Below are 14,971 nucleotides of genomic sequence, written 5' to 3'. Positions count from 1 at the left end.
GCTTCAGTGTGAGCCGAACGATTGCCATTGGCAGTTGTCGGATGGCGCAACGGAGCAATGCCGCCCTCTGCAACATCCGTTTGACAAGGAATGTTGACGACGATGTTCGTTCTCCAATGAGGTTCGAACCTAGCGAAAGGGCACGAAAGCTGTTCACCGTCTGCTTCTTGCTTACCGAAAAGTTCTCGATGATGAGCCTTATGTCAGCCATCGAGCCTCTGCGGGCAGCAAATCGATTGCTTGGCTTCAAGGCATACGGGTGGCTGCTCTGCAGCAAGGACGGGAAGCCCGTTTTCGCTTCGAACGAAATTGCACTGGACACCACTTGCGTGCAGCCGGCTTTGCGCGAAGCGGACATACTGTTCACGTGCGGTGGCACTTGGACCGACCCCTCGAGTGAGCCCTACGTGGCGGCAACGTTGAAAAGCGCTGCCCGTATGGGCATAACTCTCGGCGCACTTTCGACCGCCACCCAGTTTCTTGGCTATGCGGGACTGCTCGACGGATATCGTTGTACGGTCAATTGGGAAAGTGCGTCTGCACTGGCCGAATGCTGTCCCTTGGCGACAGTTACCAACAAGATCTACGAGACTGACCGGGACCGATTGACCTGCGCGGGCGAGACCGCCGCGATCGACCTGATGCTGAAGATCATCGCCGACGGCCATGGAACGGGTCTCGCACTAAGCGTAGCGTCACAGCTTCAGCACCAGTGGATAAGGGATCAGCAGGAAGACCAGAAAGGCGGACGGAGGCAGGAGTTGGGGGCGTTGCCGTCTCCGGTCAGGAAGGCGGTGCGGCTGATGGAAGAAAACCTAGAACATCCGATCGGCCTTGAGACGATAGGTGAGAGGGTCAAGATGAGTCCCCGCCAGTTGGAGCGGCTTTTCCAGCGGCACCTCAGCACCACTCCTACGCGATATTATCTCTCGGTACGTATTGATCGTGCCCGCGAACTACTGCTCTACACCGAACAACCGCTCATCCAGGTCGGGCTTGCGGTAGGATTTTCCTCTCCGTCCAGGTTCGCTACGTGGTTCCGTCACTTCCAAGCGAAGCGACCGTCTGATTTCCGTGCCGAGCATCGCCAGCTTCGAGCTTGAAGATGATTATGAAAAAGAGGGCGTCCGTTTCGTCCCTACGCCCGAGGGCATGCATGAGGCCTACGAGAAGCGTGCGGTTGCGATCCGGGAGCTTGCACTCCATCACCTTGATGAGGAAGTCGGAAACCGCACGAGAAGTGCCGAATGGCATCCGCTTCGAGACCACTCTCCCGATCGACGATCTCCGGAATGACATCGACCAAAGGGCGGATTACCTCCGTGCGCTTACGCTGATCGCTTCGTGATCGGCACTGCTGAGCATCTCCGGGAACGCACGTTTTCCTCCGATAACAGTCCTCCGTTCCATCGCCTCTTCCAAAAGCGGGCTTCGGTGCCACTGCACCGGAGGTCCCGCCCGCCGAGCAGCTTCCAGGTCTGCTTGACCCATGCTGCCGCTTCACGATCTCACTGCCGATCGCCTTCGCCAGCGGTGGCGGCACGGCGTTTGCTGCAGCGGCAGGCCGCATGAAATCCTGGGCACGCGTCAAGAATGCGGCTGAGGGTCTCCTGCTCGCCGCCCGGGGAAGCCGCGAGCGCCAGCTGAGGGCGGCGGAATGTTCAAGCAGCTTCTCGAAAATTATCGGCAGGGACGCATCGGACGCGGGCCGCGCTACTGGTGTCACGAGGTGACCGAATATCAGGAGAAGCGCCGTCAGTAGAGGTCATTATCAGGACCCCGACCCGCAGCTCCGCGGATCTCACTCAAACGGCCGCTTTTAGGGAAACGTAACACTCAAACAAATGGCAGGGACGGGGTCGTAAGGTGAATGGCTGCTTCCACTTGATGCTGCCTAAGAGCGGACTGTCCGCTTCTGGGTGTGGAATGCCGTCAGGCAGCTTTCGTCCAACAATCAGCGAAAGCGGACACTCCTAAAAATGCCCGCTACTCTTCGGGTTGACCAATTTCGCTTCGCCTTACGAGGTGAAGGCCCACTGCATCGGCATCTTTCCCGCAGAAGGCCCTAAACCATAGATTGGAGAAGGTGGCCGCGAGCCGTTGCCTGTCAATACTCTCTAGCTCCGCGTTGTTGAAGATCATGCGTAGCGAGCCGTCTACTGCAGTGATACAGGATAATGCGGTGACAAGTTTTTCATCGGCATGAACTGGCCAGGGACCCATCTCGCCAGATCGCTCAAACGCCGAAACCACGCGTTTCGCCAGCTGCAGATTTTGCGCTGCGTCCAATTCCGCGAATTTCGGTACTTGGTCTGCAAGTTGAAACAGGCAGCGCATAAGCCCGAAATTTCGGCGGTAGACTTCGATATAGTATTCGTGACCTGCGAGGATGCGCGCATAAAGGTCAGCCGAGCGCTCGGGTCGTGGTCGATTCTGGCGGATTGCGGCCATGAAGTGCGTCAACGTATCGTAGGTCGCGCTCTCCGTATCCTTCCAATAGCGATAGAACGTTCCGTGGCCAACGCCCGCCCGCGCACAGATATCGGCCACCTTGAGAGCGTGGTAGCCATCGGCTGCCAGGATCTGCGCAACTGCGATTTCGAGAGCTGCCCGCGTCTTGTGAGCTTTTTTCGCAGCAGCCGATTCGACCAACTCGTGAGTGAGTTGATCTATGAAATCAAAGCCATCAGCTGGGGCTGACATAGTCGACGCCTTTTCAACCTTCAAAATCGCCCGCCTATCCCTTGACATCATCTATTTTGTGACGCTGATATCACATTCTGATTTTCATGAAAGCGGTCGCCCGGTATGACAGGAATGTTATCCATGAGCCAAGCCGTCTCCGAAGCTTTCAAGGCGAGATGCATTCAAGCTGACATCAATGTCAATTTGCACGCCGTGATCGAGGAGGCAGCCCGCACTCACCCGGACGGAGTTGCCTGGCACTTCATCGCCGACGGGTCGGAAATAACCTATGTGCAACTTGCCGCTGCGACGCGCAGTGTGGCAAGTGGACTTCTCGAACTCGGCATCCAAGCTGGTGACCGTGTTGCGGTTATGCTGCCGAACCGGCCCGAGTTCCCGCTGGCCTGGCTGTCCATCGGCCGTATTGGGGCCGTTATGGTTCCCGTGAATGTCGGCTACACTTCAAGGGAAGTTGCATATGTTCTAGCTGACAGCGGCGCCACGAACCTCATCACAACCTCCGACCTCGCCGAACGGTTGAGCGGAGACGCTGAAACCAGGGACCTACTCGCATCAATTGCCCTGATCGTGGTGGACGAAGGTTTTTCCCGCTCGGTCAGATGGGGCGATCTGGCTTCCACCGATGAGGCCCTTCTGCCCGAGGTCAGCCCCGAAGCGCTGGTGAACATCCAGTATACGTCCGGCACCACCGGGTTTCCGAAAGGTTGCATGCTGACGCATGACTACTGGCTCGTGCTAAGCGCCGTGACCGCTGCGCGTCTGAATTTCGAAGCTCAGAACGTCCTCGTGGCGCAGCCGTTCTTCTACATGGATCCGCAGTGGCTGCTGATGATGGCTATCCGGGTGCGCGGCACGCTCTTCGTCGCTGAAAAGATGTCGACGACACGGTTCATGGAGTGGGTACGCCGGTTCCGGATCGAGTTCTGCAGTTTCCCCGACCTCCTCGCAAAGGCACCTGCGCGACCGGACGATCGTGACCATTCCTTGCGTCACGTAGTCGTCTACGGGCTGCCCAAGCAGTTGCATGCCGAGATGGAAGAGCGGTTCGGGTTCGTCGCTCGTGAGGGCTACGGAATGACCGAGGTCGGCTCCGCCATTATCTCGCCATTTGAGCTTGAGGACGTCGTGGGGACAGGGAGCTGCGGTATCGCATCGCCGTTCCGTGAGCTTTCCATCCGCGACCCTGACGGAAATGCCTTGCCTGATGGTCAAGAAGGCGAGCTTTGGGTCCGCGGCCGTTCGATCATGCAGGGATACTGGAAACGTCCCGATGCCAATGCGGAGGTCTTCCGCGAGGGTGGGTGGTTCCGCACCGGCGACCTTTTCCGCAAGGATGCCGACGGACTTTATTACATCACCGGGCGGATCAAGGACATGATCCGGCGATCGAACGAGAACATCGCCGCCAGGGAAGTCGAGGCTGTTTCGCTCTCGATGGCCGGCGTCAAGGAGGCTGCCGCTCTTGGCGTTCCAGACGAAGTCCGCGGCGAGGAAGTGAAAATCTATCTCGTGACGGATACCGCAGCGGGGGCCGATGAGAGCTTCGTCGACGGCTACATCCGGCATTGCCGCCAGAATCTTGCCCCCTTCAAAGTGCCGCGCTTCATCGAATTGCGGAGCGAGTTGCCCAAGACCAGCTCGGACAAGGTCGCAAAGCACGTTCTCCGCTCCGAGCGCCCCGATCTTCGAACAGGCGCCTTCGACCGCGTCGACAACCTTTGGCGGTGAATATGTCCTTGAATTACTCGAAATCGGGCTCGGTGGCGGTTTTCACATTCGACAACCCGCCGGTGAACGCGCTCACCCCGAGCATGCACAAGGAATTCTATCTCGCGATGAAAGAATTCGTCGCAGACGATGATGTTCGCTGCGGGATCTTGACCGGCGCGGGCGAGCGGGCGTTTTGCGCCGGAGACGACATCAAGACGCCTTACAAGGCGGCGAAGGATTCCCGGGAAGAGCTTGCGGACCACCTTTGGCCTCATCGTAACGAGGCGGACGTTCCGGAAACCTTCGCATGGGCACGCGATCTGGCGGCTGTCGAGCGCTATAAGCCCATCATCGGCGCCGTCGACGGCTGGTGCCTGGGGCAGGGAATGATCTACCTGCTCCATCAGACCGACATCCGTATCGCATCGACGCGCGCCAAGTTCGGCTTCCCAGAAATCGCCTATGGGATGGCGGGAGCTGGAGGGAACACCCGACTGGGGCGGTTGCTGCCGCCGCCGGTCGCTATGTGGATGCTTCTCACGGCCGAACCCATGGCGGCGGAGGAGGCGCTCAAGCACAATCTCATCAACGAGATAGTAGAGCCCGCGAAGCTCCTCTGGAGGGCGCAGGAAATCGCGGAGCACATAGCGAAGCACCCGCCGGAGGCGGTCCGGATCGAGATGGAGCTGTTTTATCGTAGCCTCGATCTCTCGAAGGCCGACGCACTCACTCTGACCAAGCACATGTACCGGATGCAACGGCTGGCGCTTGCCACTGAAGGCGGCGAGTCCGTCGGCAGCCAGATGCTTGCTTACTCCTCCAAGAACCCGGGAACCGGGCGGGAGGACAACTTCAGTAGCCACAAGAATGGGAGAATGAAATGAAACGTGCAAACGAAACCACGAAACATCAAAAGCGATGGGCAGTCCCGAAAAGCAGTCTCTGCGCCGTTGCACTGGCTCTGGGCGGATCGGCCTTTATGGCCAGCGCCTCGGCGGCAGCCAGCTGTCATCCAGACGGACAGCCGATATCAGGCGAAGTCATCTTCTTCTCGAGCGGCGGCTCCTACGGCAATGCCATTCAGGAGCACTACTTCGAGCCATTTGAGAAAGAATGCGGGGTGAAGGTCGTTCACTCGACCGGCTCGCGAAACTTCTCCCAGCTGCAGCAGTTCGTCGACGCGGGCAACATGCCCTGGGACATCGGCGCGACCATCTCGGATCAGGAATATCCTCTTGGGGTACGGGAAGGCATCTTCCATAAGTTGCCAGATGGCTTCTGGGACGACATCGCATCCGAGATGGTCGAAGGCTCGACCAGCGAGTACGGCGCCTGGGCGTCGCCATACTCCGATGTTCTGGTCTACTCGACCGCTGGAGGTGCTCCTGCGATGGCGACATGGGCCGACTTCTGGGACACCGAGAGGTTTCCTGGGCCCCGTATGCTCCAGAACGGGCCCATGTCGCTCGTGATCGCGCTGCTGGCCGATGGTGTCGAGCCTGACAAGATCTACCCGCTCGACGTTGACAGGGCCTTTGCCAAGCTCGACGAGATCCGACCCGAAATTCGCGCATTCTGGACCTCTGCGGACCAGCCCGTCCAGGGAGTTGCCACCGGCGAGTTCGTTGCAGGAAGCACCTGGAACGGGCGCGCGGTTACCGCGATGAAAAGCGACAAGCCAGTGGCCATTTCCTGGGACGGGGCACTTCTGCACAGCTCGTGGACATTTATCCTGAAGGGGGCGAAGAACGCCAGGAACGCGGAAGCCTTGCTGTACTACATGCAGCGTGCTGAGCGGCAGGCGGCACTGGCAAACGCGATTGGTTACTCGGGCGGCAACAAGAATGTCGCAGAAATGGTCGACAAGGCGGTCCTCGACATTCTTCCGACGGCACCGGATCACGTCGCCCAGGCATCGGTGATCGACGGCGCCTGGTGGGCCGACAACATCGCTGATGTCCAGAAGCGCTGGGATGCCTGGGTCGTAAAGCAGTAAGACCCATGGCCTTGATCACCATATCTGAAGATGGTGCCGGATCGACGCCATCGATCGCGGCCGCGTCTCGCAAACGCCAGTTGAAGCGAGCCCTCCTCCGTGGACTGCTGTTGTCACCGGCGGTGCTGCTCGTGTTTGCTGTCGTGCTCTTGCCACTGGCGCTCGCGCTATACGATTCGTTGCGGCCGGGCGGTGCCTGGTCGATTTCGAACTTCCAGACGCTGCTCACCCAATCGCCCTATACCATCGTGCTGCGGCAGACCTTCGAGATCGCATTCACCGTCACGGCAATCACGCTCTGGCTGGCCATACCGGCTTCGGCTTTCCTGGCACGCCAGTCCCCGCGTGTCACCACGATCGTCCTTGGCTTTATCGTAGCGTCCCTTTGGGTGTCGGTGCTCGTGAAGATATTTGCTTGGCAGGTCATCCTGGCTCGCCTTGGCCCGCTTAATGCTCTGCTGCAGGGCGTGGGCGCCACCGAGCGACCGCTCTCGCTGACCTACACACGCGGGGCAGTCGTCCTGTCGATGGTCCATTTCATGATCCCGTATGCAACGATCCTGCTGGTCGCGGCGATGCGCCGGATCGACTGGGACCTCATCACCGCAGCCCGCACGCTGGGCGCCCGAAATCTCCTGATCTTCCGCGAGATCTATTGGCCGCAGATCCGCGTCTCCTTCGTGATGACCTTCCTGATCGTCTTCGTCCTGACGAGCGCATTCTTCGTCGCGCCGGCACTGCTCGGCAGCACGAGCGAGATCATGATCGCAATGCAGATGAAGTCCGATCTGAGCACCCAATATTCGAGCGGTATCCCTGCTGCGACCGGCGTACTCCTGACGATCTGCCTGCTGGCAATCGCCCTGGTTGCTCTCGTTCTCTCCGGAGGCTCATTCCGCAAGATTTCGCAGGAGATGACCAAATGAGACGGCGTCCCCTGCAACTGCTCGGCTGGGCCTACTGCGTTTTGCTGGTCATCTTCCTGCTTCTGCCTCTCGTGATCATCGTCCCGATGAGCTTCGGCAAATCCGACCTTCTCATCTTTCCGCCGACCGAGGTGTCGACGCGTTGGTACGACGCGGTACTGAACGACGGCCGGTGGCTCGAATCCGCTAAGCTGTCGCTCTGGATCGCGATCGGGGCATCGGTCATTTCAGTCGTTGCAGGCTTTCTGGTGGGCATTGCGCATATGCGGCACGGAAAAATCAGCCTAGGCATGCGCATCTTCCTCATGCTGCCGCTGGTCGCACCTCACGTCGTGATGGCGACTGGTCTGTTTACGCTGTTGCTACCTTTGGGGCTTCTCGGCTCTGCTCCGGTCCTGACGCTAGCCCATGCTTGCCTTGCGATTCCCCTCACGGCGATCATCTTCCTAAATGCCGTCGATACGCTCGACCCGTTGTTGTGGACGGCTGCCAGTTCTCTGGGCGCGAAGTGGCCGCGCATCATGCGCGAGATCGTGGTTCCCAACCTAGCGATCAGTGTGATTGTTGGCTTCCTGATCTCCTTCATTACCTCATGGGATGAGGTCACGCTGGCCATTTTCATCGGGCCGACGATCGTTCCGACTCTCCCGACGCGAATGTTCGCCATCCTCCAGGAGATGATCGATCCATCCGTCACGGCGATCGCAACCCTCCTGATCGTCATGACACTCGTCTTAGGGGCATCCGCAGCTCTTCTCGGCAAGTTGCGGGGGCGGCGGGAGCCGAAGTCCGACGAGGCCACACCATGAACATCCACTCCAACACAGCCATGGGGAGCAGCATCAAGTTGGCCAGAATTCCTGAAGACCAACGGGAGCAATCCCCCGCGTTGGAAATGCAGGGCGTCGCCAAGGATTACGGATCGCTCAGGGTCCTCAATCCGATCGACATGACCGTCGGCAGCTCCGAGTTCTTGACGCTGCTGGGGCCCTCCGGTTCCGGCAAATCGACAATCCTGTCGATCGCCGCTGGGATTTCAGAGCCTTCGGAAGGTAAGGTGATCTCACGTGGCCGGGACGTGACCTTCGCTCCACCGCATGCGCGTAACATCGGGATGGTGTTCCAGCGTTACACGCTTTTCCCGAACAAATCGGTGTTCGATAACGTAGCGTTTCCGTTGAAGGTGCGCGGCCTGCCGGAAGTGCAGAAACGCGGACGCGTCATGCACTTCCTCCAGCTCGTTGGGCTTGAGCAGCTGGCGAAACGATTTCCATCCGAAATCTCAGGCGGCCAGGCGCAGCGTGTGGCTCTGGCACGTGCACTCGTCTTTGAGCCCGACCTGCTCTTGATGGATGAACCGCTCGGCGCGCTCGACCGGCGCCTTCGGCAAAACCTTCAGGACGAGATCCGGCGCATCCAGATCGAGACCCGTATTCCTACGCTTTACGTCACGCATGACCAAGAAGAAGCGATGTCCATGTCGGACAGGATCATCATCCTGCGCGCCGGGGATATCGTGGAGAATGACAAGCCGGCGGCGATCTATCGCAGCCCGCGCACTTTATGGTCGGCGCAGTTCCTTGGCGACGCGAATGCAGTGGACGTTTTGGAAATGTTCGAGCGTGGCGGCGAAACCTGGGTGCACGTCGAGGGAGGCCTGGAGATACGGGCCCGCATGCCCGAACACGCGTCCGACCGTTCGAAGCTAATCGTTCGACCTGAAGACTGTGTAGTCGTCGAGGACGGCCAGGAGCCCACGGGATGCACTGCGCCATATATTCGGGGCGTGGTCGAGGGGATCACCTTCCTAGGGCCCTTCCAGCACGTTCACGTCAAGCTCGATTGCGGCTGGAAGATACGCACCATCGTATCCGGGGACAGCATCCTCTCGCAGGGTGCAATCGTGAACTGCGGGTTCAAGGCAAACAAGCCGATCGTTGTCCCGACCACCTAAGCCAGCCATTCCAATCGAAGTATCTCATGGGAGGCCTATCATGGCCAAGAAACGTCAGTTGAGCCTGGCACTTTCACTCGGAAATCTTGGTTACCATCCTGCCTGCTGGCGGCATCCCGACGTCCCGGCGGACGGCAACATGCGTTTTAGCCACTACGTTGAGGCTCTAAAACTGGCAGAGCAGGGCCGTTTCGACATGATGTTCCTGGCAGACGTTGCTGCCACTCGCGACCTCGATAATCCGAAGCTTGCAAGAGAACGGCTTCACCACATCGTTAAGCACGAGCCGCTGACTCTGCTGGCCGCGCTGGCCGCCGTAACGGAGCACGTCGGTTTGGTGGCGACGGCCTCGACGACCTACAATCACCCGTTCGACCTGGCTCGCAAGTTTGCAACCATTGACCACATCAGCGGCGGTCGCGCGGGCTGGAACATTGTCACCTCGTTCTCGCCCGACGAGGCGCGCAACTTCGGCTACGACAGCCTGCCCGACGGGAAATTTCGTCATGAGAGGGCAAAGGAGTTCATCGCCGTCACTCGGGGACTTTGGGACAGCTGGGCGGAGAACGCGTTTCCTCGTGACAAGGAATCCGGGGTTTACCTGGATGTCGCCAAGCTCAACGTGCTGAACCACAAGGGCGAGCACTTCTCGGTACGCGGTCCCTTGGACGTCGCTCGTCCCCCCCAGGGCTATCCGGTGGCGGTCACGGCGGGGGACAGTGCGCAGTCTCAGGACTTCGCTGCCGACTATGCCGATGTTCTTTACGCTGGTCAGCCGGACCTCGAGAGCGCGCGCGCCTACTATGCCGGCGTGAAGCAGCGTCTCGCTGCCCGTGGGCGTGATCCTGACAGCCTCAAGATCATGCCAGGCGTGATGGCCTTTATCGGCGAAACAGAAGCCGAGGCGCGCGCCAAGTTCGACGAGATGCAGAGGCTGATCGATCCAAAGGCCGGCTTGGGTATGATCCTGCCGATCTTTGGCGACATGTCCCACCTGCCGCTCGATGAGCCGGTGCCGCTGGCGGCCGTGGATGGCGAGAGCGAGTATGTCGATTTCCAGAAGCATGGTTCGGCCAAGGCCAAGCTGATCGCGCGCGTCAAAGAGGATCGCCTGACGGTCCGGCAGCTCTACGAGGCGATCGCCGAAGGCTACTGGCATCTGGGAATGGTCTGCACGCCCGTCCAGCTGGCCGACATGATGGAAGAGTGGCTGACGACCGGCGCTGCCGACGGCTTCATCTACCTACCGCCTTTCACGAACGGCGCCGTCAAGGATTTCGTCACACTGGTCACGCCGGAGCTGCAGCGGCGGGGACTCCTTCGACTCGACTATGAAGGCAAGACATTGCGCGACAATCTTGGGCTTCCGAAGGTGCCCTGGCACAAGACAGCAGCCGAAACAGGCCGCTTGGCGGCGGCAGGCTGATACCGGCGCTAGGAGGCAGGACATTGGAAGCATTTATCGTCTCCACCGCACGCACGCCAATCGGCAAGGCGTTCAAGGGTGCCCTCAATGTTACCAAGGGAGCTGACTTGATCAGCCACGCGATAACTCATGCCATCAGGCGGGCCGGGGTCGAGCCCGACGCCATCGAGGATGTGATCATCGGCTGTGGTTATCCGGAAGGTGCGACCGGTGGCAACGTGGCTCGCCATGGCGCGCTGGTGGCGGGTCTGCCGGTCGGCTCCGCTGGCGTTACGGTGAGCCGCTTTTGCGCCTCCGGCCTTGAAGCGATTGCCAATGCCGCCGGCCGCATCAGGCTCGATGGGGTACCGGCTGCGGTTGCTGGCGGGGTCGAGTCGATCAGCCTGGTTCAGCCCCAGGTCAAACGGGAACTCTACCAGAATGAGGCGCTGCTCCGTGAGCGGCCAGACATCTACATGTCGATGATCGAAACCGCCGATATTGTGGCACAACGCTACGGCATCAGCCGTGAGGCGCAGGATGCCTTCTCCGCGGAAAGTCAGGCAAGGAATGGCGCGGCCCGGCAGCGCGGCCTGTTCGAGGAAGAAATCGAACCGATCGCGACAACGATGCTCGTCACCGACAAGGAAAGCAGCAAGTCTCGCCTAGAGCCTGTCGTCCTTCGCCACGACGAAGGCGCACGGCCTCAAACAACAAAAGAGGGGCTGGGGCAGTTGAAACCTGTGCGCGAAGGCGGCTTCGTCACCGCGGGTAATGCGAGCCAGCTCTCGGATGGCGCGTCGGCATCGGTTCTCGTTTCGGGCGAGTTCCTGAAGTCACACGGATTGAAGCCCTTGGGCATCTTTCGCGGTTTCGTGTCGCACGGCTGCTCTCCGGACGAGATGGGGATCGGACCTGTACTGGCAATCCCGCGGCTTCTTTCGCGCCACGGTCTTGGCGTGCAGGATATCGATCTATGGGAACTGAATGAGGCTTTCGCATCTCAGGCGGTCTACTGCCGAGATGAACTCCGCATCGATCCAGAGCGGGTGAATGTCAACGGCGGCGCCATCAGTATCGGCCACCCGTTCGGCATGTCGGGAGCGCGGCTCGTTGGACACGCATTGCTTGAAGGGAAGCGCCGCGACGCGAAGTATGCCGTCGTCAGCATGTGCGTTGCCGGCGGCATGGGCTGCGCGGCCTTGCTGGAGGTGACCTCTTGAGCCCGCCAACCAATTCGGGCGATGTGCGGGAGCCAGGTCCGCTGATGGCCGTGCGGGTACTCGATTTGAGCCGCTTCCTTGCCGGACCGGCATGCGGCGCCCTGCTTGCCGACATGGGTGCCGACGTCATTCGGATAGACCGTCGTGGCGGCAGCGAGGATCGCAGCCTGATGGCTGAACGCGAGGGCTTGGATGGCGCTGCGTTCATCGTGAACAACCGCAACAAGAGATCGATCGAGCTGGATCTGAAGTCCGACGCCGATCGTGCCACCTTCCTCGGGCTTGTATCCGTCAGCGACGTAGTGCTCGCCAACATGCCCGTGAGCGGTCTTGAGCGGTTGGGGATAGGGTTCGATGTGCTGCAAGCCAGGCGCGCCGATATCATCCTCGCCTGCATAACGGCGTTCGGTTCGAAAGGGCCGTTGGCCGACCGCACGGGTTTCGACGGCGTGGCACAGGCGATGTCGGGTGCTGTGGCGCTGACTGGCGGCCCCGATAGCCCGACGCGATCGCAGGTGACTTACGTCGACTACAGCACAGCTTACGCGATGGCATTTGCCATTGCCGCCGCGCTCTACGACCGGACGATCTCAGGAAAGGGACGTTTGATCGAGGCGTCCCTCATGAGCACCGCACTGTCCATGACGAACGCGACGCTGATCGAGGACCTGAGGAACGGGCACGACAGGCAGCGCACAGGCAACCGAAGCACGGTGGCCGGGCCATCCGACATCTACGGAACAACCGACGGCCATATCGTCGTTCAGGTCGTAGGCAACCCGATTTTTGCGCGGTGGGCGAAGCTGGTCGGTCGCCTCGACATGATCGCCCAGCCGGACTTTGCCAACGATCCCGGCCGTGGGCGCAACGGTGCGACACTCAGCTCGATCATGGCGGAGTGGGCGGCGAAGCGCACCTCGGCGGAAGCGCTGCGCGAGTTGGAGGAAGCAAGGATTCCGGCGGGGCCGGTGCAGTCGTTGCACCAGATGTGGAATTCGGCCGAAATGGCGGGATGCGGCTACTTCAGCGTCGTCGATGACGAGGAACGGGGCAGTTATCCACTTGTCGGATCGCCTGTTTCCATCTCAGGCTTCGATCTTGCGCCAAGAAGTCCAGCGCCGGCTTCCGGACAGCAGGAGGCCGCAATCCGCGCCCTGCTCGAAACAACCAAGTAGAGTGACCGCCATGCCTTTGTCACCGGAAACGAGTCCCATCCCATCGAACTGGGAGCCGGTCTCGCTCGATGGGCAAGGTGTCCGACGCGTGTTCGGTCACCATCCCGCTGGCGTTGTCGCGATCGGCGCTGAGGTGGACGGTGAGCCGCGGGTCCTGGTCGCCTCATCATTCATGACGGGTATTTCGATGGACCCGCCGTTGGCCCTATTCGCGATACAGAAGACATCGCGAACTTGGCCGACCCTGCGCCAGGCGCCGCAACTCGGCATATCCCTCTTCGCGGCCCATCAGCAGGATTTGTGCCGACAGCTATCCTCCTCTGACCCGAAGAAGCGGTTCGAGAACGTGACCTTGAAGGTAACGCGCTCCGGCACCCGGTCCATCATCGTCCCGGAAAGCAGCGGTTGGCTCGAATGCTCGATCTTCAACGAGGTCGATGCCGGAGATCACACGGTCGTCCTTGTTCAGCCTGGCAGCGGTTGGATACGCACCGACGGAGAACCACTCGTGTTCCACGGCTCGCGTTTTCGCTCGCTGTCCAGCGATCCGTCCTAGACACCGAACAAGTTCAAAGAAACGGATACCTGCAGAATGAAGTCACCCGTTGACGCAAACGTCATCGCCCAGATTTTCACCGAGGCGCGAACCTACAATAAGTGGTCCGACGAGGATATCGACGACGGGACCATCCGGGCCCTCTACGACCTAGTCAAGGTGGGCCCCACATCGGCCAACTGCAGCCCGGGCCGCTTCTGTTTCGTTAAGTCGCCGGCAGCCAAACAGAAGCTCGCGCCTGCACTGTCGCGGGCAAACCTCGAGAAGACGCTTCAGGCCCCGCTCACCGTCATCGTCGCACACGACGAAGCCTTTTATGAGAAGCTTCCGCAACTTTTCCCGCATGCCGACGCGAAATCGTGGTTCACATCCAGCCCAGCGACGGCTCACGAAACCGCCTTTCGCAACGGCAGTCTTCAGGGCGCCTATCTCATCCTTGCCGCGCGTGCATTGGGGCTCGATACAGGTCCAATGTCCGGCTTCGACAACAAGCTCGTTGATGAGGCCTTCTTTGCAGGCACCACGATCCGCAGCAACTTTCTCGTAAATGTCGGTGTCGGCAACATGTCTGGCACCTTCCCGCGATTGCCGCGCCTAGCTTTCGAGGAAGCGGCTACGATCGTCTAGCTTCGCATCCTGACGGTCGAGATTGCCCGAGTTTCCGGTTCGAAGAGGCCGTCGAGGCGGTCGTCGCCTATTCCACCGAGAAGCCGCTCGGCAAGATTGGCGTTTCTTTCGGTGGTGGTCAGGCTGCGTGTTGCTTCGCGTCTAACGAGCACAGCAGAAGGACTGCATTGCGCAGCGGCCAGCACATTCCCCATCGGGAACGTCAGCGGGATAGTATGGGAAGGATGTTTTTCCGGATGCGTTTGGTGGGCTGCTTTCCCGAAACCTGTTCCCAGTTGCGTTTGCCGATATCGAGCGTCGAACATGACGGAACGGACTGCTGCCGGTTCCCGAACGGCCGCTTCCGTGGGGTACGCGATCTACCCGAATGACCGAGAAGGGGTCGGAACCGGACCCGGCAAACTTTGCCCGATCACGCAGATTCAGAACGGCAGCTTCTCTATCGCGGTTGGTGTCAAGGAGCGCACAGCATCATTTGTCGCTGAGAGGTGGCATTGCTGGTGTTAAGAGAGACGTCGAAGAGCGACGTGCGTGCATGGCTAAGCGAGGAAAGTCGATTTCCGATTAGGAGCTAGGACGTTTGGCGAAGGCTAATCCCAGGCCCAGCAGGATCATAGCACCGCCAGAGATCTCGCGAAGGCGACGCACGAGGTTGGGCCGTGCTGCCGCTCCGTTCCTGATCCCGCCGGCGGC

General features: G+C 60.1%; 13 protein-coding genes. 12 read left to right on the top strand and 1 reads right to left on the bottom strand.

Going from position 1 to position 14,971, the window contains the following annotated elements; all coding sequences use genetic code 11:
• Window positions 1-41 precede the first annotated feature (41 nt).
• Window positions 42-1,103 (top strand): GlxA family transcriptional regulator, encoded by a 1,062-nt coding sequence (locus J5Y06_RS10625; protein ID WP_209335149.1) that lies wholly within the window; start codon window positions 42-44, stop codon window positions 1,101-1,103.
• 883 nt (window positions 1,104-1,986) lie between these two features.
• On the opposite strand, the gene J5Y06_RS10620 is transcribed toward J5Y06_RS10625, so the two are convergent.
• Window positions 1,987-2,727, bottom strand: coding sequence for a TetR/AcrR family transcriptional regulator (locus J5Y06_RS10620; RefSeq protein ID WP_209335148.1), 741 nt, complete (start codon window positions 2,725-2,727; stop codon window positions 1,987-1,989).
• A gap of 99 nt (window positions 2,728-2,826) precedes the next feature.
• Here J5Y06_RS10620 and J5Y06_RS10615 point away from each other — a divergent pair, with 99 nt between their 5' ends.
• Genes J5Y06_RS10615 through J5Y06_RS10565 form a run of 11 tightly spaced genes read left to right on the top strand, consistent with a single transcriptional unit; the run spans window position 2,827 to window position 14,278 of the window.
• The gene (locus tag J5Y06_RS10615; RefSeq protein WP_245247776.1) at window positions 2,827-4,434 is read left to right on the top strand and encodes a class I adenylate-forming enzyme family protein; all 1,608 of its coding nucleotides are present in this window, start codon (window positions 2,827-2,829) and stop codon (window positions 4,432-4,434) included.
• Between the two features lie 8 nt (window positions 4,435-4,442).
• Complete coding sequence (locus tag J5Y06_RS10610; protein WP_209335146.1) at window positions 4,443-5,300, top strand: enoyl-CoA hydratase/isomerase family protein; 858 nt, start codon at window positions 4,443-4,445, stop codon at window positions 5,298-5,300.
• Window positions 5,297-6,412: an ABC transporter substrate-binding protein gene (locus J5Y06_RS10605; RefSeq protein ID WP_209335145.1), complete on the top strand. Its 1,116-nt coding sequence runs from the start codon at window positions 5,297-5,299 to the stop codon at window positions 6,410-6,412. Before J5Y06_RS10610 ends, J5Y06_RS10605 begins: the two co-directional genes overlap by 4 nt.
• Window positions 6,413-6,417: 5 nt before the next feature.
• Complete coding sequence (locus tag J5Y06_RS10600) at window positions 6,418-7,338, top strand: ABC transporter permease (RefSeq protein ID WP_209335144.1); 921 nt, start codon at window positions 6,418-6,420, stop codon at window positions 7,336-7,338.
• Entirely contained in the window at window positions 7,335-8,147 is an 813-nt protein-coding gene (locus J5Y06_RS10595) for an ABC transporter permease (protein WP_209335143.1), read from the top strand. The genes J5Y06_RS10600 and J5Y06_RS10595 overlap by 4 nt, the downstream gene beginning before the upstream one ends.
• Entirely contained in the window at window positions 8,144-9,292 is a 1,149-nt protein-coding gene (locus J5Y06_RS10590) for an ABC transporter ATP-binding protein (RefSeq protein WP_209335142.1), read from the top strand. The genes J5Y06_RS10595 and J5Y06_RS10590 overlap by 4 nt, the downstream gene beginning before the upstream one ends.
• A gap of 40 nt (window positions 9,293-9,332) precedes the next feature.
• Window positions 9,333-10,718, top strand: a complete 1,386-nt coding sequence (locus tag J5Y06_RS10585; RefSeq protein ID WP_209335141.1) for an LLM class flavin-dependent oxidoreductase — start codon at window positions 9,333-9,335, stop codon at window positions 10,716-10,718.
• Between the two features lie 23 nt (window positions 10,719-10,741).
• Window positions 10,742-11,920 (top strand): acetyl-CoA C-acyltransferase, encoded by a 1,179-nt coding sequence (locus tag J5Y06_RS10580; RefSeq protein WP_209335140.1) that lies wholly within the window; start codon window positions 10,742-10,744, stop codon window positions 11,918-11,920.
• Complete coding sequence (locus J5Y06_RS10575) at window positions 11,917-13,095, top strand: CaiB/BaiF CoA transferase family protein (protein ID WP_209335139.1); 1,179 nt, start codon at window positions 11,917-11,919, stop codon at window positions 13,093-13,095. The genes J5Y06_RS10580 and J5Y06_RS10575 overlap by 4 nt, the downstream gene beginning before the upstream one ends.
• 10 nt (window positions 13,096-13,105) lie before the next feature.
• Complete coding sequence (locus tag J5Y06_RS10570) at window positions 13,106-13,651, top strand: flavin reductase family protein (RefSeq protein WP_209335138.1); 546 nt, start codon at window positions 13,106-13,108, stop codon at window positions 13,649-13,651.
• A gap of 36 nt (window positions 13,652-13,687) precedes the next feature.
• Window positions 13,688-14,278 carry a malonic semialdehyde reductase gene (locus J5Y06_RS10565; RefSeq protein WP_209335137.1) on the top strand — a complete coding sequence of 197 codons (591 nt, stop codon included), beginning with the start codon at window positions 13,688-13,690 and terminating at the stop codon, window positions 14,276-14,278.
• The last annotated feature ends 693 nt before the right edge of the window (window positions 14,279-14,971 follow it).

The sequence above is a fragment of the Tianweitania sediminis genome (genome assembly GCF_017813335.1).
Lineage (GTDB): Bacteria > Pseudomonadota > Alphaproteobacteria > Rhizobiales > Rhizobiaceae > Tianweitania > Tianweitania sediminis.
The sequence above is the reverse complement of the archived record's forward strand: the minus strand, read 5'-3'. Positions and strand labels throughout refer to the sequence as shown.